Source organism: Pseudomonas sp. NLJ1 (assembly GCF_049486705.1).
GTDB classification, from domain to species: domain Bacteria; phylum Pseudomonadota; class Gammaproteobacteria; order Pseudomonadales; family Pseudomonadaceae; genus Aquipseudomonas; species Aquipseudomonas inefficax.
Genome location: NZ_CP137735.1, coordinates 1,266,710 through 1,288,472 on the forward strand (window position 1 = coordinate 1,266,710; position 21,763 = coordinate 1,288,472).

The 21,763-nt window shown below is 64.7% G+C and carries 2 protein-coding genes and 1 pseudogene; 1 reads left to right on the top strand and 2 read right to left on the bottom strand.

Features of this window, described 5'->3' with window-relative positions:
• Positions 1–121 precede the first annotated feature (121 nt).
• Positions 122–2,572, top strand: coding sequence for a TonB-dependent siderophore receptor (locus R9B85_RS05705; protein WP_112253230.1), 2,451 nt, complete (start codon positions 122–124; stop codon positions 2,570–2,572).
• 156 nt (positions 2,573–2,728) lie between these two features.
• Here the strand turns inward: R9B85_RS05705 and R9B85_RS05710 are convergent, their stop codons facing one another.
• Positions 2,729–11,326, bottom strand: coding sequence for an amino acid adenylation domain-containing protein (locus tag R9B85_RS05710; RefSeq protein WP_423770894.1), 8,598 nt, complete (start codon positions 11,324–11,326; stop codon positions 2,729–2,731).
• Between the two features lie 22 nt (positions 11,327–11,348).
• Positions 11,349–21,059: pseudogene (locus tag R9B85_RS05715) on the bottom strand (amino acid adenylation domain-containing protein); the annotation flags it as partial.
• Positions 21,060–21,763 lie beyond the last annotated feature (704 nt).

A 21,763-nucleotide genomic window follows, 5' to 3' on the forward strand; every position in this document is an offset into this window, starting at 1 on the left:
TGACGCGGTTAACGCAGCACCGGGCAAAAAAATCGCCAATAAGAATCGTTCCGGTTTTTCACAGGTGCTGCGTCCTATAGCTGACATAGAAAAAAACCCTCTGCCAACGAGACCGCAATAGATGTCCAAGTCCCTCCCCGGCCCGCTCAACCCGCTTGCCAAAGCATTACTGATTAGTCATTCCCTTCGCCCCCAGCGCGCGTTAACCCGCATCGGCCTGGGCCTGGCGATATCCGCTGCGATGGTTGCCCAGGTGCAGGCACAGGAGTGGACCCTGGACATTCCCGCGCAGTCGATGAACTCGGCGTTGCAGGCACTGGCCAGGCAGACCGATACCCAGTTGCTGTACAGCCCGGAGGACATCAATGGGCTGCGCTCCACGGCCCTCAAGGGCCGGCATGACCTGCAGTCTTCGCTGCGGACACTGCTGCAAGGCACCGGGCTGCGTTACCAGATCGATGGCAACACCGTGACGGTGACGGCCAGTTCGGGCGCACAGGCCGGCCAGGTCGAGCTTTCGGCGACCAACGTCAATAGCGTGGGCCTTGGTGCCACCACCGAAGGCACGGGCTCCTACACCACCGGTGTCACCAACACTGCCACCAAGATGAACCTGTCGATACGTGAGACGCCCCAGTCGATCAGTGTGATCACCCGCCAGCGCATGGACGACCAGCAGCTCAACAGCGTGACCCAGGTGCTGAACCAGACACCGGGCATCACCATGTCCCAGGACGGTGGCCTGCGCTACAACATCTACTCCCGCGGCAGTGCCATCAACACCTACCAGCTTGACGGCGTGACCACCACCCAGGAAAACCAGACCCGCAACATGCCCAGCACCTTGCTGGACATGACCATTTACGACCGCGTCGAAATCGTCCGCGGCGCCACCGGCCTGATGACCGGCGCCGGTGAACCCGGCGGTGTGGTCAACCTCATTCGCAAACGCCCGACCCGCGAATTCCAGTCGCACATCCAGGGCACTGTCGGCTCCTGGGACTCCTACCGCAGCGAAGTCGATGTTTCCGGCCCCTTGACCGAGGGCGGCAACCTGCGCGGGCGCATGGTGGCGGCCAAGCAGAAAAGCGGCAGCTTTCGCGACTGGTACAAGGAAGACAAGGACATTCTCTACGGTGTTCTCGAAGCGGACCTGAACGACGCCACCCTGGTGCGTTTCGGCGTCGATTACCAGAAGTTCAAGGCCACCGGTTCACCGGGTGTGCCGCTGTTGTTCACCAACGGCAAGCAGACCAACTTCTCCCGCTCGACCAGCTCCGGCGCCCGCTGGATGTACGACGAGCTGGAAACCACCAACTATTTCATGGCCGCCGAGCACACTTTCGCCAATGACTGGCAACTCAAGCTGGCCGCGAACTACATGGATTCCAATCGCGATAACTACAACGGCTCTTATCAGACCTCTTCGGGCCGAGCGTGGATCAATGAAGAAACCGGCGCTGCGCGAATGTTGCGTTACAACGCTGAAGCCGACCAGACCCAGCGCGGCCTGGACCTGACGCTGCAGGGGCCTTTTTCCCTGTTCGGGCGCACCCACGAGTTCATCACCGGTTTCAACTATCAGGATTACAAGAACGATCACACCGGTTATGACGTAGGCAACACAACCGTCAACTTCTATGACTGGGACAACTACCTGCCTCGGCCTACCGATACTGGCGCACTGGGGGAAATTCTCGACATCAAGAGCAGCCAGCGAGGCGCCTACGCGGCATTCAAGTTCAACCTGATGGACGACCTCAACGTAATCGTGGGCGCGCGCACCTCCGACTATGACTACGACTATTACTACTGGCCTACTACGAACGTCAAAATGCACGAGCGTGGTGAAGTAACACCGTACGCGGGCATCATCTATGACCTGACCCCCGAGCAATCGGTGTACGCCAGCTATACCGATATCTTCAAGCCACAATCCAACCTCGATCGTAACGGTTCGGTCATTGGCCCTGTCATAGGCAGCAACTACGAAGTAGGCTGGAAAGGGGCGTTCTACGACGGGCGTCTGAACGCCAGTACGGCATTGTTCCTGGTCAAGCGTGACAACCTGGCGGTGCAGGATGGCGACGCGATCGTGCCAGGCACGCTCGACCAGCAAGCCTACAAGGGCGCAAAGGGTACCGAAACCAAGGGTATCGACCTGGAACTGTCGGGTGAGGTACTGCCTGGTTGGCAGGTCATGACCAGCTACAGCCATGCCCGCACGGAGGACGCCGATGGCGTGCGCCAGCTGACGCAGTACTCCATGGACACCTTCCGCTTCTGGAACACCTATCGCTTCCAGGGTGACTGGAACAGGCTGACGGTGGGTGGCGGGGTGTCCTGGAACTCCAGCATGTCGCTCTACTACAACAGCCTCAAAGCCCGAGCCACCCAGGATGACTACACGGTTGCCAGCCTGATGGCGCGCTATCAGGTCACCGACCATCTGGCCGCCACCCTGAACCTGAACAACATCTTCGACGAGAAGTACTACTCGGGTATCGGCGGCAGTGTTGGCCATTACGGTGACCCGCGTAATGCCACCATGAGCCTGCGCTACGACTTCTAGGCCGACAGCCACCTGTACCGTTGTAGTCGAAGCGGCGTCATCCACACAGGATGACGCCGCTTTTTTTCGTCTCGGTGACGGCACTGCCGACATGAAAAACCTGTGGGGCCCAGGTTGAAGGTGGGCCCCACAGGTCATTCAGCTGGGCTTGGCGGATCAGCCCGGGACCGGCTCCGCCACCAGCCTGGCCGCCAGCCCCTCGATCACGTCCCGATGTTTGAGGATGTCATAGTGACCCGCTGCAACCGTGTGGTTCTCGCGGCTTCCGTGAACCGCGAAACGTTGGCCATGGTCACCAGCCCACCAGCACAAGGCAGCGGCACGGGTCGTCGGCAATGCCGGCAAGCGCTCCGACAACGCCTTCAGTTGCATCGCCACGGCAAAGGTGTGGGCCAGTTCGGCGCTTTCTACACTGGCGAAGGCCGACGATGCCCGCAGCCCCGAGCGTACCTCATCGATCAGCCGCTCAAGCAGCGGAACACCACTGCCCGGCGCAACGGCCGGCAGCGCCACCTGCTCCTTGGCCAGCCCCAGCAGCACACTCAGGAAGCTGCCAAGGTCGTCACTCCAGTCCGCAGCCGGCGTTGCCGACGCACCGGTGGGGATGAAACTGTCGACCAGGCCAAGCATCGATACTTGCTGGCCCTGGGCTTCCAGCTCCTGGGCCACCAGCACCGCCAGCGTGCCACCCAGCGACCAGCCGGCAAGCTGGTATGGCCCTTCGGGCTGCTTCTGGCGAATGTACTGGGCATAGTCGATCGCCATGGCCTGCAACGAATCATCCTGCCAGTTGCGATCGAGCAGCATGCGGCATTGCACGCCGTAAACGCTGCAATGCCCTTCCAGTCGACGCGCCAGCGGCTCGTAGTCGAACACCGTGCCAAAGCCTGCATGCAGGCAGAACAGAGGCCTGGCCCCGGCTACCCGGCTGTTGAGCAGCAGCAGCGGATCAAGGGCGACTTCGGCATCGGTATAGCCGGAAAGCTCGCCAATGGTGGGCCTGGCCATGACATCACGCAGTTTCAGCTCGATCGACAGGTCGGGCCGCGCTCGTACCTTCGACAGCATCTTCAGCACACGCAACGAATCGCCCCCCAACTCGAAGAAGTTGTCATCGACACCGACTTCATCCACTTCCAGCACTTCCTGCCAGATAGCCGCCAATGCCCTCTCCGTGTCATCACGCGGAGCCACCCGCGCCGGTCGCGCGGCCAACTCCGGGGCCGGCAGCGCATTGCGATCGATCTTGCCGTTGGGCGTGAGTGGTAACGCCGGCAGCACTACCCACTGGGTCGGTACCATGTAGTCCGGCAGGTCGGCACGCAAGGCGTCACGCAATGGTGTGGCGGAAGTCGCCCCATTGCTGGTGACCAGATAAGCCACCAGTTGCTTGCCGGTAGCGCCCTCCCGGGCCACCACCACGGCATCCCGCACATCCGCCAGGTTCCGCAGCCGTGCTTCGATTTCCCCGGGCTCGATGCGGAAACCGCGAACCTTCAACTGGTTGTCCAGGCGGCCGATGAAGTCGATCACGCCATCGGCCCGACGACGCACCCGGTCACCGGTGCGGTACAGCCGCCCGCCCTGGGCAAACGGGTCGGCGACAAAGCGCTCGGCGGTCAGTGACGGGCGCTGGTGATACCCGCGCGCTACACCCTCGCCACCAATGTAGAGCTCCCCGGCCACGCCATCGGGCACCGGGTTCAGGCCCTGGTCCAGTACATGCAGCGTGCGTTGGCCAACCCGCTCACCGATCGGCGCGTACACCGCCTGGCATGACTGCTGTGCCGATACTTTCCACAACAGGGGGGTCACGACCGTTTCCGTAGGCCCGTAGCCATTGGTCAGGAACTGCGGGCGCAAGGTCCGCTTGACCAGCTCGAACAGTGCATCGGGCACCGCGTCACCGCCAAAGCAATAGATACGCACCGGCGGTGCAACCTCCTGCCGGGTTTGCGCGAACTCGGCCAGTTGCTGCAGGTACGCCGGCGGGAAGCAGGCAATGTCGATGCGTTCGGCATGCAGTACCTGCCAGGTCTGCTCGGCAGTCCACAGCTGGCTATCGCGCACCACCAGGCAACCGCCCGACGACAAGGTCGACAGCCAGCGCTCCTGGGCACCATCGAAAGCGAACGACATGAACAACAGCTCACGAGTGCTTTCATCCATCTGGTAAAGGCGGGCGATTGCCTGGCAGTGCATGCCGATCTGCCCATGGCTGACCGCCACGCCCTTGGGTTTGCCGGTGGAGCCGGAGGTGTAGATCAGGTACGCCAGGTTGGCGTCGTGCACCAGCACCTGGGGGGCATCGGACGGCAGGCTGGCGATAGCCAGAAGGTCCAGCTCCACGCAGTGCTCCACGCCGGCAAAACGCTGGCGCAAGCCGCTGCTGGTCAGCAGCAGGTGCATGGCCGAATCCTCGACAATCCACTGCAAGCGATCCTGCGGGTAGTCGATATCCAGCGGCACATAGGCGGCGCCGGTTTTCATCACTGCCAGGAAAGCCACGATCACCTCCACCGAGCGTTCCAGGGCGATGCCGACCGTAACCTCCGGGCGCGCGCCCAAGGCAATCAGGTGGTGTGCCAGGCGGTTGGCACGCTCATCCAGTTGGGCATAGCTCAACTGTCGCTGGCCACAGGCCACCGCGATTGCCTCGGGCCGCGCCTGGGCATGCCGGCCGATCAGCTCGGCCAGCCTGGGCATGGCCCGCTCGCGTGGCTGCAGGGCATTGCGAGCCTGGGCCTGCTGCGCTTGCGCCGGGGTCAGCATGTCCAGGCTGCCCACGGTGGCGTCAGGGTTGTCGAGCATGCCCGCGAGCAGCCGTTCGAAACTGCCACGAATGCTGTCGGTGGCTTGCTCCGTGAAGCGGTTGCGCAAGTAGAGGAACTCGACCGAGAGCGTCTCGCCCAGATGCACCGCCAGGTCCATGGCGTAGTTGGTCACGTCGCGGTTGCTCACCTCACCGAACTGCAGCGAGCCACCCCCGCCCTCTTGCAGGCGCTCGTCCACCGGGTAGTTCTCGAATACCACGATGCTGTCGAACAATGCTTGCCCGGCCTGCCCCGCCCAGCGCTGCACATCGGCCAAGGCTGCATGTTCGTGGTCCCGCAGTTCCAGGTTGTAGGCCTGCAGTTGCTGCAGCCAGTCGACAATCCGTTGCTGCGGTTGAGGCGTCTGCACCACCGGCAAGGTGTTGATGAACAACCCCAGCATTTCGTCGGCGCCGGGCAAGCCGGCCGGCCGGCCGGCCACGGTGGCGCCGAAGCACACCGTGGCTTGCCCGGTATAGCGCTGAAGCAGCAGCAGCCAGGTCGCTTGGATCAAGGTGTTGGCAGTGATGCGCAGGCGCTGGGCCTGCTCACGCAGTTGCCGGGTACGCGAGGCATCCCAGCGCAGGTACAGCGCGGCGTGCCCCTGCAGGTCTGCCGACGGGCGAGCCGCCAGGCTGTCCGCCAGCCAGGTAGGGCTTTCCAGCTCTTGCAGCTTGCCTCGCCAGAACTGCTCCAGCGCCGCCTTGGGTTGCCCGGCAAGCCAGCGGATGTAATCGCCAAACCGCCCTGCCGGTGCTCGTGCAGGGTGACCATGGTAGGTCTGCAACACCTCACCGAGCAGTCGTGAAGTGCTCCAGCCGTCCATCAGAATGTGATGACGGGTCCACAGCAGGTGCAGACGCTCGTCGTCCAGCCGCACCAGCGTCAGGCGCATCAACGGCGCGACACTCAGGTCCAGGCCTTGTGCGGCGTCGGCCTCGGCCAGCGCCTGCAGCATCTGCGCACTCACCGGGCGGTCGCGCCAGTCATGCACGACCACCGGCAATTCGACCTTGCGGTAGACAAGCTGCAAAGGCTCGGCCAGGTGGGGCGCCGACCAGAACGCACTGCGCAGGATATCGTGGCAGCCGATCACCTGCTGCCAGGCTGCCACGAACCGATCGATTTCCAGACCTTTGACTTCCACCGACGTCTGGTTGATGTAAAGCGCGCCTTCAGGCCCCTGTAGCGAATGGAACAGCATGCCCTGCTGCATCGGCGACAGTGGGTAGATATCGGCCACCTGCCGTGCAACTGCCGGCAGGTCATCCAGTTGCTGTTGGCTCAGCGCGGCCAGTGGGAAGTCCGAAGGCGTTACACCACGGTTGCCAGGCTCGCAGCAATGAGCGATGAGCGCGCCAAGCTCTGCGGCATAGTCATCTGCCAACCGCTGCATGACCGCCGTGTCGTAGCGCTGCGCACTGAAGGTCCAGCCAAGTTTCAGCTCGCCGCCATATACCTGGCCGTTCAGGGCGATCTGGCTATCGAGCGGCGCATCGGCCGGTTTGGCCGCACCACCGTATTCCCGGGCGGGTGCGAACAAGCCCGACTGCTCGTCGAAGCTACCGTCGAACTGCCCGAGGTAGTTGAACACGATCTCGCCCTGAGGCAACGCAGCCAGGGCCTCACGCGCGCCAGTCGGCCCCATGTACTTCAGCGCGCCATAGCCCAGGCCTTTGTTCGGCACGGCCCGCAGCTGCTCCTTGACCGCCTTGATCGATTCGCCGATGCCCCCCAAGGGGCTCAACTTCACTGGGTACATGCTGGTGAACCAGCCCACCGTGCGGCTCAGGTCAATGTCATCGAACAGGTCTTCCCGGCCATGGCCTTCCAGCCTGACCAGCACCTGTGGCTGCTCGGTCCAGCGGGCGATCACTCGAGCCAGGGCTGTCAGCAGCAGGTCATTGATCTGCGTGCGATAGGCCGCCGGGGCATCGTGCAACAACTGCCGCGTGGCCTCGCGGCCCAGCCGCGTACTGACCGACGCTGCGTGCTGCTGCTGGTTGCCGCCCAGCGCATTGGCGCACGGCAGATGGTCGCTGGTGCCCTGCAACTGCGCTTGCCAGTAGGCAAGTTCCGCTTGCAGCGCCTCACTTTGGGCATAGGCCTGCAACTGCTGCGCCCAGGCCTTGTAGGCGCTGGTCTTGGCTGGCAATTGCACCGGCTGCCGGTTGCCCAGGGCCTGGTAGGCCTGTTGCAGGTCCTCCAGCAACAGGCGCCACGACACACCATCCACCGCCAGGTGATGAATGACCAGCAGCAGACGCTGGCTGCCATCGGGCAGGCTGGCCAGCAGCGCACGGACCAGCGAGCCTTGCTGCAGGTCCAGGCTGCGTTGGGCCTGGTCAGCGAGTACGGTCAACGCCTCCTCGTCCGCGCAGGCATGCTCCCAGAGTATCCGGGCCTGTTGCTGTGGCTTGTATTCCGCTTGCCAGGCCCCCGCCTGCTGCTCGAAGCCCAGACGCAGTGCATCATGATGGGCGACCAGTGCCAGCAACGCATCGTGCAGGCGGTTCGCCTGCAGGGGTTCGCTGGGTGTCAGCAGAACCGACTGGTTCCAGTGCCCGCGCTGGCCAATATCGGCCTCGAAGAACCAGTGCTGAATCGGTGTCAGCGGTGTGCTGCCGGTGATCGGCCCTTGTTCGCTCGCACCTGCGACAACACGCCGCGCCACCGTGGCCAGGCCTTGTACGGTCTGATGCTGGAACAATTGCTTGGGGGTGAACTGTACGCCGGCCTGACGGGCCTTGCCCACGACCTGCAGGGAAACGATGGAGTCGCCACCCAGTTCGAAAAAGTTGTCGTCCAGGCCCACCCGGTCCAGCTTCAACACATCGGCCCAGATCGCCGCGATCTGTTGTTCCAGTTCACTCTGCGGGGCCACGTAGGCCGCTTGCAGCAGGCTGGCGTCCGGCTGCGGCAGCGCACGGCGGTCCAGCTTGCCGTTGGCGGTCAACGGCAGCTTGGCCAGGAACAGCAGGTGGGCCGGCACCATGTAGTCCGGCAGGCTCGCCTTCAGCGCAGTACGCAGCGTTTCACGCTCGGCAGCCTGGGCCTCGGTGCTGGCCATCACGGCCGCATCGGCAGGTACTACATAACCCACCAACTGCTTGCCGCCAGGGCCGTCCTGGGCCAGCACCACACCCTGGGCCACGCTGGCCTGCGCTTGCAGCCGCGCCTCGATCTCGCCCAGCTCGATGCGAAAACCTCGAATCTTCACCTGATGGTCGATCCGTCCCAGGTACTCCACCACTCCCGCGCCGCCGTAGCGGGCCAGGTCGCCCGAGCGATACAGGCGGCCACCCTGGCTGTCGAACGGGTTCGGCACGAAGCGCTCGGCGGTCAGCCCCGGGCGCCCGTGATAGCCCCGCGCCAGGCCGGCCTGGCCGATCACCAGTTCGCCATGGCTGCCCGGGGCCACCGGGTTCAGCGCGGCATCCAGCAGATACCACGACAGGTCCGGGATCACCTCGCCGATCGGGCTGCTCGCGCCCTTGGTCAGGTCGGCCTTGGTGATCGGCCGGTAGGTCACATGCACCGTGGTTTCGGTGATGCCGTACATGTTGATCAGCCGTGGCTGCTGGTCGCCGAATACCTCGAACCAGGGAGCGAGGCTGCTCACGTCCAGCGCTTCACCGCCGAACACCACGTGCCGCAGGGCCAGGCCCTGCCCCTGCCGCGCTGCCGCGCAAGCCACCGGGATCAACTGGCGGAACGCCGACGGCGTCTGGTTCAGGACCGTCACCTGCTCGCGCTGCAGCAGCGCATGGAAGTCCTCGGTGGAACGTGCCACATCCTTGGCCACCATCACCGCCCGGCCGCCGTACAGCAGCGCGCCGAACAGCTCCCATACCGAGAAGTCGAAAGCGTAGGAGTGGAACACCGTCCACACATCGCTGGCATCGAAGCGGAACCAGTCCTGCGTCGCCGCGAACAGGCGGACCACGTTCTGGTGCGGCAGCAGCGTGCCCTTGGGCTTGCCGGTGGAGCCGGAGGTGTAGATCACGTAGGCCAGGTTCTGCGGGGCTACTGCAACCCCGGGGTTGGCGTCGCTGTAGCTGGCCAGAGCCTGCTCATCCAGCTCCAGGCACTCGATAGCGGCCGGAATTGGCAGCACCTGGCGCAGGTGCGACTGAGTCAGCAGCAAGGCAATGCCACTGTCGGCGAACATGTAGCTGAGGCGGTCCTCTGGGTACTCCGGGTCCAGCGGCACATAGGCGCCACCGGCCTTGAGGATACCCAGCAGGCCGATGACCATTTCCAGGCTGCGCTCCATGGCGATGCCCACCAGCACATCAGGGCCAACGCCACGCTCGATCAACTTGTGCGCCAGCTGGTTGGCCCGACGGTTCAGCTCGCCATAGCTCAGGGTCTGCTCGCCGAAAGTGACTGCCGGCGCCTCGGGAGCGGCGGCCACCCGGGCCTCGATCAGTTCATGAATGGTTCGCTCATCCGGGAAGGCGACGGTGTTGCGGTTCCAGTCACGCAGCACGGCTTGCTGCTCGTCTTCGCCGAGCAACGGCAGCTCGCTGATACGCTGGCCCGGTTGGCGCACGATAGCTTCCAGCAGGTTGACCCAATGCCGCGCCATGCGCTCGATGGTGCTGGCGTCGAACAGGTCGGTGGCGTAGATCAACGAAGCCCCGATGCCCTGTTCATGCTCGGAGGTGTCCAAAGCCAGGTCGAACTTGGCGGTGTGGTTGTCCCAGGCCAACGCCTCCATCTCCAGCCCTGCTATACGTCGGGGCTCGCCCTTGGCCTGGGTCTGGTGGTTGTACAGCACTTGAAACAGCGGGTTGTAACTGAGGTTGCGCTCCGGTTGCAGCGCATCGACCAACTGCTCGAACGGCAGGTCCTGGTGGGCCTGGGCACCCAGGGCTCGTTGCTTGACCTGTTGCAGCAGCTCGCCGAAGGTCAGCTGCACATCGAACTCGGCACGCAGCACCTGGGTGTTGACGAAGAAGCCGATCAGGCGCTCGGTCTCGACCCGGTTGCGGTTGGCAATCGGTACCCCAACGCGGATGTCCGCCTGGCCCGAGTAGCGATGCAGCAGGGTCTGGAAGCTGGCCAGCAACAGCATGAAAGGCGTCACGCCCTGCTGCTGGGCAACCCGTTTCAGGTGGGTGGCCAGCTCATCGTCCAGCACGATCGGCAACCGTGCCCCTCTGTGACTTGGCATGGCCGGGCGCGGATGGTCCAGCGGCAGCTCCAGCACCGGTTGCTCATCACCCAATTGTTCGGTCCAGTAAGCCAGTTGCCGTGCCTGTTCGCCAGCTTCCATCCAGCTACGCTGCCAGATGGCATAGTCGGCATACTGGATCGGCAGGGCCGGCAGTTGCGGCACCTGGCCCTGGCTGAAACCTTGATAGAACTGTACCAGCTCATTGACCAGCACCGGCATCGACCAGCCATCGGCGACGATATGGTGCAGGGTCAGTACCAGCACATGCTGGTCCGCCGCCAGGCGCAGCAGCCGGGCCCGCAGCAGCGGCCCCTGCTCCAGGTCGAACGGTATCCCCGCTTCGGTCTCGACCCAGGCCCGCACCGCGGCCTCGTCGGCGTGCGCCTGCTCCTCGATGAGCAGGTCGAACGGCATCTGGCCATGAATGACCTGCACCGCCTGCTCACCGTCGCGACGGAACGTGGTACGCAGGGTTTCATGTCGCTCGATCAGGGCCTCGAAGGCCAGTTGCAGAGCTGTGGTGTTCAGAGCCCCCTTGAATTTCAAGGCAGCCGGGATGTTGTAGGTGGCACTGGCAGGCTCCCATTGCCACAGGAACCACTGCCGTTGCTGGGCGTATGAAAGCGCCGGCAATGGATGCTCGCCGCGCACCTCGGGGATCGGCAACTGGGCCAGGCTCATGCCCTTCGCCGCCAGTTTCTCGAGGAAGAGTTTGCGCTGTGGCAGCGGCAGGCCGATGAAGCGCTGCACCAGAGCCATGTTTCTGTTATCCGTTTGCATTTCAGACTGCCTCAAGCTCGCTCATGAAGTCCTGGAGTTCATCCAGGTCTGCATCGCTATGGGTATTCAAGCCATTGATCATTGCTGCGTAGTCCTGCAGCGTTTGCGCCTGGAACAACAACGCCAGGGGCAGGCTCGTGCCAAGCTCGACCTGTAGCCGCGCCATGACCTGGGTTGCCAGCAAGGAGTGCCCGCCCAGTTCGAAGAAGTTGTCGCCCAGGCCGACCCGCTCCAGCTTCAACACATTGGCCCAGATCGCCGCGATCCGTTGCTCCAGTTCGCTTTGTGGTGCGAGGTAGTCACGCTGCAACTGGCTGGCATCCGGTTGCGGCAGCGCACGGCGGTCCAGCTTGCCGTTGGCGGTCAACGGCAGCTTGGCCAGGAACAGCAGGTGGGCCGGCACCATGTAGTCCGGCAGGCTCGCCTTCAGCGCAGTACGCAGCGCTTCACGCTCGGCAGCCTGGGCCTCGATGCTGGCCATCACGGCTGCATCGGCAGGCACCACATACCCCACCAGCTGCTTGCCGCCAGGGCCGTCCTGGGCCAGCACCACTCCTTGGGCCACGCTGGCCTGCGCCTGCAACCGCGCCTCGATCTCGCCCAGCTCGATGCGAAAACCTCGAATCTTCACCTGATGGTCGATCCGTCCCAGGTACTCCACCACTCCCGCGCCGCCGTAGCGGGCCAGGTCGCCCGAGCGATACAGCCGGCCACCCTGGCTGTCGAACGGGTTCGGCACGAAGTGCTCGGCGGTCAGCCCCGGGCGCCCGTGATAGCCCCGCGCCAGGCCGGCCTGGCCGATCACCAGTTCGCCGTGGCTGCCCGGGGCCACCGGGTTCAGCGCGGCATCCAGCAGGTACCACGACAGGTCCGGGATCACCTCGCCGATCGGGCTGCTCGCACCCTTGGCCAGGTCGGCCTTGGTGATCGGCCGGTGGGTCACGTGTACCGTGGTTTCGGTGATGCCGTACATGTTGATCAGCCGTGGCTGCTGATCACCAAACGCTTCGAACCAGGGGGCGAGGCTGCTCACATCCAGCGCTTCACCGCCGAACACCACATGCCGCAGGGCCAGGCCCTGCCCCTGCCCCTGCCGCGCTGCCGCGCAGGCCACCGGGATCAACTGGCGGAACGCCGACGGCGTCTGGTTCAGCACCGTCACCTGCTCGCGCTGCAGCAGCGCATGGAAGTCCTCGCTGGAACGAGCCACGTCCTTGGCCACCATCACCGCCCGGCCGCCATACAGCAGCGCGCCGAACAGCTCCCACACCGAGAAGTCGAAGGCGTAGGAGTGGAACACCGTCCACACATCGCTGGCATCGAAGCGGAACCACGCCTGCGTCGCCGCGAACAACCGGACCACGTTCTGGTGCGGCAGCAGCGTGCCCTTGGGCTTGCCGGTAGAGCCGGAGGTGTAGATCACGTAGGCCAGGTTCTGCGGGGCCACTTCGATATTCGGATTGGCATCGCTGTAGCTGGCCAGAACCTGCTCATCCAGCTCCAGGCACTCGATAGCGGCCGGAATTGGCAGCACCTCGCGCAGGTGCGACTGGGTCAGCAGCAAGGCAATGCCACTGTCGGCGAACATGTAGCTGAGGCGGTCCTCTGGGTACTCCGGGTCCAGCGGCACATAGGCGCCACCGGCCTTGAGAATCCCCAGCAGGCCGATGACCATTTCCAGGCTGCGCTCCATGGCGATGCCCACCAGCACGTCAGGGCCAACGCCACGCTCGATCAACTTGTGCGCCAGCCGGTTGGCCCTGCGGTTCAGCTCGCCGTAGCTCAGGGTCTGCTCGCCGAAAGTGACTGCCGGGGCCTCGGGGGCAGCCGCCACCCGGGCCTCGATCAGCTCGTGAATGCTGCGTTCATCCGGGAAAGCGACGGTGTTGCGATTCCAGTCATGCAGTACTGCCTGCTGCTCCTCCTCGCCCAGTAACGGCAGCTCGCTGATACGCTGGCCCGGTTGGCGCACGATGGCTTCCAGCAGGTTGACCCAATGCCGCGCCATGCGCTCGATGGTCCTGGCGTCGAAGAGATCAGTGGCATAGGTCAGCGCCGCACCGATCCCTTGCTCGGCTTCGTAGGTATCCAGGCTCAGGTCGAACTTGGCTGTGTTCGTGCTCCAGTCCAGGCCGGACATTTCCAGGCCCGGCAAGCGGTGCTGGCTACCCTTGAGTTCTGTCTGGTGGTTGTACAACACCTGGAACAATGGGTTGTGCCCAAGGTTGCGCTCCGGCTGCAAGGCTTCGACCAACTGCTCGAACGGCAGGTCCTGATGGGCCTGCGCGCCCAGGACACGTTGCCTGACCTGTTGCAGCAGCTCGCCGAAAGTCAGCTGCACATCGAACTCGGCACGCAGCACCTGGGTGTTGACGAAGAAGCCGATCAGGCGCTCGGTCTCGACCCGGTTGCGGTTGGCCGTGGGCACACCAACACGGATATCGACCTGGCCCGAGTAGCGATGCAGCAAGGTCTGGAAGCTGGCCAGCAGCAGCATGAACGGCGTCACGCCCTGCTGCTGGGCAACGCGCTTGAGGTTGACCGCCAGCTCATTACCCAACTCAATCGGCCAACGCGCGCCTTGGTGGCTCGGTACAGCCGGGCGCGGATGATCCAGGGGCAGTTCCAGCACCGGCTGCTCACCCCCCAATTGTTCGGTCCAGTAGGCCATCTGCCGCGCCTGCTCGCCGGCTTCCATCCAGTTGCGCTGCCACACGGCAAAGTCGGCATACTGGATCGGCAGGGCCGGCAGTTGCGGCACCTGGCCCTGGCTGTAACCCGCATACAGTTGCACCAGCTCATCGACCAGCACCGGCATCGACCAGCCATCCGCGACGATATGGTGCAGTGTCAGTACCAGCACATGCTGGTCCGCCGCCAGGCGCAGCAGCCGGGCGCGCAGCAGCGGCCCCTGCTCCAGGTCGAACGGTTGCCCGGCTTCGGCTTCGACCCAGGCACGCACAGCGGCCTCATCGGCGTGCGCCTGCTCCTCGATGGCCAGCGCGAACGGCACCTGGGCATGAACGACCTGCACCGCCTGCTCGCCGTCCAGGCGGAAGGTGGTGCGCAGGGTTTCGTGACGCTCGATCAAGGCGCCGAAGGCTTGCTGCAGGGCAGCGATATCCAGCGCCCCGGCCAGCTTCAGTGCTGCCGGAATGTTGTAGGTGGCACTGTGCGGTGCCCATTGCCACAGGAACCACTGCCGTTGCTGGGCGTAGGAAAGCGCCAGTGGTTGCTCCCGAGAAACCCGTGCAATACCGGTAGAGCCAGCTCGCTCACCTTGCGCTGCAAGCCTGGCGAAGTCGGCCAGGCTCGACGTTTCGAACAGCACGCGCAACTGCAGCTCCACGCCCAGGCTCTGACGTACCCGGGAGATCACCTGGACGGCGAGCAAGGAGTGCCCACCCAGTTCGAAGAAGTTGTCGCCCAGGCCGACCCGCTCCAGCTTCAGCACATCGGCCCAGATCGCCGCGATCCGTTGTTCCAGCTCACTCTGCGGGGCCACGTAGGCCGCTTGCAGCAGGCTGGCGTCCGGCTGCGGCAGCGCACGGCGGTCCAGCTTGCCGTTGGCGGTCAACGGCAGCTTGGCCAGGAACAGCAGGTGGGCCGGCACCATGTAGTCCGGCAAACCGGCCTTGAGCGCCTCGCGCAGGCTGTTGCGCAATGCGCCTTCGTCTTGCGTGCTGTCGACAGGCACCACATACCCCACCAACTGCTTGCCGCCAGGGCCGTCCTGGGCCAGCACCACACCCTGGGCCACGCTGGCCTGCGCTTGCAGCCGCGCCTCGATCTCGCCCAGCTCGATGCGAAAACCTCGGATCTTCACCTGATGGTCGATCCGTCCCAGGTACTCCACCACTCCCGCGCCGCCGTAGCGGGCCAGGTCGCCCGAGCGATACAGGCGGCCACCCTGGCTGTCGAACGGGTTCGGCACGAAGCGCTCGGCGGTCAGCCCCGGGCGCCCGTGATAGCCCCGCGCCAGGCCGGCCTGGCCGATCACCAGTTCGCCATGGCTGCCCGGGGCCACCGGGTTCAGCGCGGCATCCAGCAGATACCACGACAGGTCCGGGATCACCTCGCCGATCGGGCTGCTCGCGCCCTTGGTCAGGTCGGCCTTGGTGATCGGCCGGTAGGTCACATGCACCGTGGTTTCGGTGATGCCGTACATGTTGATCAGCCGTGGCTGCTGGTCGCCGAATACCTCGAACCAGGGAGCGAGGCTGCTCACGTCCAGCGCTTCACCGCCGAACACCACATGCCGCAGGGCCAGGCCCTGCCCCTGCCGCGCTGCCGCGCAGGCCACCGGGATCAACTGGCGGAACGCCGACGGCGTCTGGTTCAGCACCGTGACCTGCTCACGCTGCAGCAGCGCATGGAAGTCCTCGCTGGAACGAGCCACGTCCTTGGCCACCATCACCGCCCGGCCGCCATACAGCAGCGCGCCGAACAGCTCCCACACCGAGAAGTCGAAGGCGTAGGAGTGGAACACCGTCCACACATCGCTGGCATCGAAGCGGAACCACGCCTGCGTCGCCGCGAACAACCGGACCACGTTCTGGTGCGGCAGCAGCGTGCCCTTGGGCTTGCCGGTAGAGCCGGAGGTGTAGATCACGTAGGCCAGGTTCTGCGGGGCCACTTCGATATTCGGATTGGCATCGCTGTAGCTGGCCAGAACCTGCTCATCCAGCTCCAGGCACTCGATAGCGGCCGGAATTGGCAGCACCTCGCGCAGGTGCGACTGGGTCAGCAGCAAGGCAATGCCACTGTCGGCGAACATGTAGCTGAGGCGGTCTTGTGGGTATTCCGGGTCCAGCGGCACATAGGCGCCACCGGCCTTGAGGATACCCAGCAGGCCGATGACCATTTCCAGGCTGCGCTCCATGGCGATGCCCACCAGCACATCAGGGCCAACGCCACGCTCGATCAACTTGTGCGCCAGCTGGTTGGCCCTGCGGTTCAGCTCACCATAGCTCAGGGTCTGCTCGCCGAAGGTGACCGCCGGCGCCTCGGGGGCAGCGGCCACCCGGGCCTCGATCAGCTCATGAATGCTGTGCTCATCCGGGAAGGCGGCTGTGTTGCGGTTCCAGTCATGCAGCACTGCCTGCTGCTCGTCCTCGCCCAGCAACGGCAGCTCACTGATACGCTGGCCCGGTTGGCGCACGATGGCTTCGAGCAGGTTGACCCAGTGCCGCGCCATGCGCTCGATGGTGCTGGCGTCGAACAGATCAGTGGCATAGGTCAGTGCCGCACCGATCCCTTGCTCGGCTTCGTAGGTATCCAGGCTCAAGTCGAACTTGGCTGTGTTCGTGCTCCAGTCCAGGCCGGACATTTCCAGGCCGGGCAAGCGGTGCTGGCTACCCTTGAGTTCTGTCTGGTGGTTGTACAGCACCTGGAACAACGGGTTGTGCCCAAGGTTACGCTCAGGCTGCAAGGCTTCGACCAACTGCTCGAACGGCAGGTCCTGATGGGCCTGCGCGCCCAGGACACGTTGCCTGACCTGTTGCAGCAGCTCGCCGAAAGTCAGCTGCACATCGAACTCGGCACGCAGCACCTGGGTGTTGACGAAGAAGCCGATCAGGCGCTCGGTCTCGACCCGGTTGCGGTTGGCCGTGGGCACACCAACACGGATATCGGCCTGGCCCGAGTAGCGATGCAGCAAGGTCTGAAAGCTGGCCAGCAACAGCATGAACGGCGTCACGCCCTGCTGCTGGGCAACGCGCTTCAGGTTGGTGACCAACTCATCGTCCAGCACGATCGGTAACCGCGCCCCTCTGTGGCTCGGTACAGCCGGGCGCGGATGATCCAAGGGCAGTTCCAGCACCGGCTGCTCATCACCCAGTTGTTCGGTCCAGTAGGCCAGCTGCCGCGCCTGCTCGCCGGCTTCCATCCAGTTGCGCTGCCACACGGCGAAGTCCGCGTACTGGATCGGCAGGACCGGCAGTGTCGGCTCCTGGCCCTGGCTGTAGCCCGCATACAGTTGCACCAGCTCATCGACCAGCACCGGCATCGACCAGCCGTCGGCGACGATATGGTGCAGGGTCAGTACCAGCACATGCTGGTCCGCCGCCAGGCGCAGCAGCCGGGCGCGCAGCAGCGGCCCCTGCTCCAGGTCGAACGGTTGCCCGGCTTCGGCTTCGACCCAGGCACGCACAGCGGCCTCATCGGCGTGCGCCTGCTCCTCGATGGCCAGCGCGAACGGCACCTGGGCATGAACGACCTGCACCGCCTGCTCGCCGTCCAGGCGGAAGGTGGTGCGCAGGGTTTCGTGACGCTCGATCAAGGCGCCGAAGGCTTGCTGCAGGGCAGCGATATCCAGCGCCCCGGCCAGCTTCAGTGCTGCCGGAATGTTGTAGGTGGCACTGTGCGGTGCCCATTGCCACAGGAACCACTGGCGTTGCTGGGCGTAGGAAAGCGCCAGCGGCCGAGCCCTGCTCACGCATTCGATGGCAGCAGCCGGTGCCCGCTCACCAAGCTCGGCACGTTTGGCAAAGTTCCTCAACACCGGAGCCTCGAACAGGGTAAGCAGCTGCACATCCAGCCCCAGGTGCTGACGAATGCGGGCAATCACCGAAACGGCCAGCAGAGAGTGCCCTCCCTGCATGAAGAAATGGTCGTCGAGGCCGACCCTCTCCAGCTTCAGCACATCCGCCCAGATCGCGGCAATCTGCTGCTCCAGCTCGCTCTGCGGGGCGATGTACTGGCCCTGCGTCTGGCTGGCATCCGGCTGCGGCAGGGCCTTGCGGTCCAGCTTGCCGTTCGGCGTCACTGGCAGCTTGTCGAGCAGCAGCAGGTGCGCCGGCACCATGTAGTCCGGCAGGCCGGCCTTGAGCGCCTCGCGCAGGCTGTCGCGCAACGCGCTTTCGTCTTGCGTGCCGTCGGCAGGCACCACATAGCCCACCAGCTGCTTGCCGCTTGGTCCGTCCTGCGCCAGCACCACGGCCTCCTGCACACTCGGCAGTTCCAGCAAGCGTGCCTCGATCTCGCCCAGTTCAATGCGCAGGCCGCGAATCTTCACCTGGTGGTCGATGCGCCCGGCGTAGTCGATCACGCCATCGGCGCGGTAGCGCGCCAGGTCACCGGTGCGGTACAGGCGGCCGCCGTTGTCGCTGAACGGGTCTGGTACGAAGCGTTCGGCAGTCAGCGCCGGGCGCTGGTGGTAACCACGGGCCAGGCCCACGCCACCGAGGTACAACTCACCGGCACTGCCGCGCACCGCCGGTTGCAGGCTGCCTTCGAGGATGTGGGTCTTGAGGTTGTCGATCGGCTGGCCGATCGGCACGCTGATGCTTTCGTCCGGTTGGCAGGTCCAGTGGGTGACGTCGATCGCCGCTTCGGTCGGGCCATACAGGTTGTACAGGCCAGCAGCAGGCAGGCGTTGCAGGGTCTGGCGGGCCAGCTCAGCCGGCAACGCTTCGCCGCTGCACACCACGCGCTTGAGGCTGACGCAGCTTTCGACCGCTTCGTGGGTCATGAACGCTTGCAGCATCGACGGCACGAAGTGCAGCGTGCTGATGCCGTAATGGTTGATGCACTCCACCAGCAGCTGCGGGTCGCGGTGCGCACCCGGCTGGGCCATGACCAGACGCGCCCCGGTCAGCAGCGGCCAGAAGAACTCCCAAACCGACACGTCGAAGCTGAACGGGGTTTTCTGCAGCACGCTGTCGCTGGCGCCCAGGCCGTAGGCCTTCTGCATCCAGCACAGGCGGTTGACCAGCGCCTGATGGCTGTTGCCAGCACCCTTCGGGCGACCGGTGGAGCCGGAGGTGTAGATCACGTAGGCGAGGTTAAGCGGGGCCACGTCGATGTTCGGGTTGGCGTCGCTGTAGCCGCTCAGGTCCACCATATCCAGGTCCAGGCTGCGCAGGCCGGCCGGGATCGGCAGGGCTTCGTGCAGGTGCGACTGGGTCAGCAGCAAGGCGATGCCGCTGTCCTCGAACATGTAGCTCAAACGGTCCTGGGGGTACTCCGGGTCCAGTGGCACATAGGCGCCACCGGCCTTCAAAATACCCAGCAAACCGACGACCATCTCCAGGCTGCGCTCCATGGCGATGCCCACCAGCACATCCGGGCCCACGCCCAGCTCGCGCAGCTTGTGCGCCAGCTGGTTGCTACGGCGGTTGAGCTCGGCATAGCTCAGGGTCTGCTCGCCAAAGGCCAGCGCCGGTGCATCCGGGTTGGCGAACACTTGGGCTTCGATCAGCTGATGGATGCTGTGCCCTGCCGGGTAGTCCGCTTCGGTGGCGTTCCAGTCGCGCACGATGATGCGCCGCTCAGGCTCGTCCAGCAGCGGCAGGTCGGCAACCCGCTGCCCGGGTTCGCACACGATCCCCTGCAGCAGGCTCAACCAATGCCGGGCCATGCCCTCGACGGTCGCGGCGTCAAACAGGTCGGTGGCGTAGGTCAGTGCCGCGCCAATACCCTGCTCGTGCTCGAAGGTATCCAGGGTCAGGTCGAACTTGGCGGTGTGGTTGTCCCAGGCCAGCTCTTCCATCTGCAGCCCTTGCAGGCTACGGCGCTCGCCCTTGGCCTGGGTCTGGTGGTTGTACATCACCTGGAACAGCGGGCTGTGGCCAAGGTTGCGCTCGACCTGCAAGGTCTCGACCAACTGCTCGAATGGCAGGTCCTGATGGGCCTGGGCACCCAATGCACGTTGCTTCACCTGCTGCAGCAGGTCAATGAAAGTCATCTGCAAGTCGAACTCGGCGCGTAACACCTGGGTGTTGACGAAAAAGCCGATCAGGCGCTCGGTCTCGACCCGGTTGCGGTTGGCAACCGGTACGCCGACGCGGATGTCTGGCTGGCCGCTGTAGCGGTGCAGCAGCGCCTGGAAGCTGGCCAGCAACAACATGAACGGCGTCACGCCCTGCTGCTGGGCCAGATGCTTGAGTGCCTCGGCCAGTTCCTGGCCCAGCGCGACCTTTACCCGTGCGCCCTGATGGCTGCTCACGGCGGGCCGCGGGCGGTCGGCGGGCAGCTCCAGCACGGGCTGCTCTTCCCCCAGTTGCGCGGTCCAGTAGGCCAGTTGCTTTGCCTGTTCGCCGGCCTCCATCCAGTTGCGCTGCCAGGTGGCGTAATCGGCGTACTGCACCGGCAGCGCCGGCAATTCCACGGGTTGGCCCTGGCTGTGGCCGTGGTAGAGCTGCACCAGCTCGTTGACCATCACCGGCATCGACCAGCCGTCGGAGACAATGTGGTGCAGGGTCAGCACCAGCACATGTTCGTCTGCTGCCAGGTGCAACAGGCGCACACGCAGCAGCGGGCCCTGTTGCAGGTCGAAAGGCAGGTGGGCTTCGGCTTCGACGCGCTGGCGCAAGTGGTTGTCATCGGCCTGCGCCAGCACTTCAACGGGCAGTTCGAAAGGGACATGTGGGTGGATCACCTGAACCGCCTGCTCGCCTTCCAGGCGGAAGGTGGTCCGCAGCGTTTCGTGGCGCTCGATCAGGGCCTCGAAGCTGCGCTGCAGGGCTTGGGTATCCAGGTGGCCTTTGAAACGCAAGACGGACGAGAGGTTGTACGCACTGCCCACCTCGCCCAGTTGCGACAGTATCCACAAGCGCTGCTGAGCGTAGGAAAGCAGCACCGGCTCTGCAGGATCCCTCGGGAAGATCGGCGTGACACCGTACAGGTTCACGCCTTGTTTCTTGAGCAAGGCTGCCAACGCCTTACGTTTTTGGGTGGACAACGATACGACTGTATCGAGCAGCTCTTGCACAGGGAATCTCCTAAGAAATCAGCTCATCAATTTCCTCCGTAGTTAGACGGTTGAGTGGTGGCATGGATTTAGACGGAAATTCAGGGCAGTAGCGCCCGCGAACACCGGCGCAGCCGGTGCCTTCCACCGCGTCGCCTGCTTCGCGGGTAAACCCGCTCCCACAGGGACCCCACCAGCTGAAGCAATGCGCCATACCTGTGGGAGCGGGCGCGCCCGCGAACACCGGCACAGCCGGTGCCATCCACCGCGTCGCTTGCTTCGCGGGTAAACCCGCTCCCACAGAGACCCCACCAGCTGAAGCAATGCGCTGTACCTGTGGGAGCGGGCGCGCCCGCGAACACCGGCACAGCCGGTGCCATCCACCGCGTCGCTTGCTTCGCGGGCATGCCCGCTCCCACAGGGACCCCACCAGCTGAAGCAATGCGCCATACCTGTGGGAGCGGGTTTACCCGCGAACACCGGCGCAGCCGGTGCCATCCACCGCGTCGCCTGCTTCGCGGGTGAACCCGCTCCCACAGGCCCCCCGCCAGCTGAAGCAATGCGCTGTACCTGTGGGAGCGGGCGCGCCCGCGAACACCGGCGCAGCCGGTGCCATCTACCGCGTCGCTTGCTTCGCGGGCATGCCCGCTCCCACAGGGAACCCGCCAGCTCAAGGAATACGCTGTACCTGTGGATGCGGGTTTACCCGCCCGCACAGATCACAT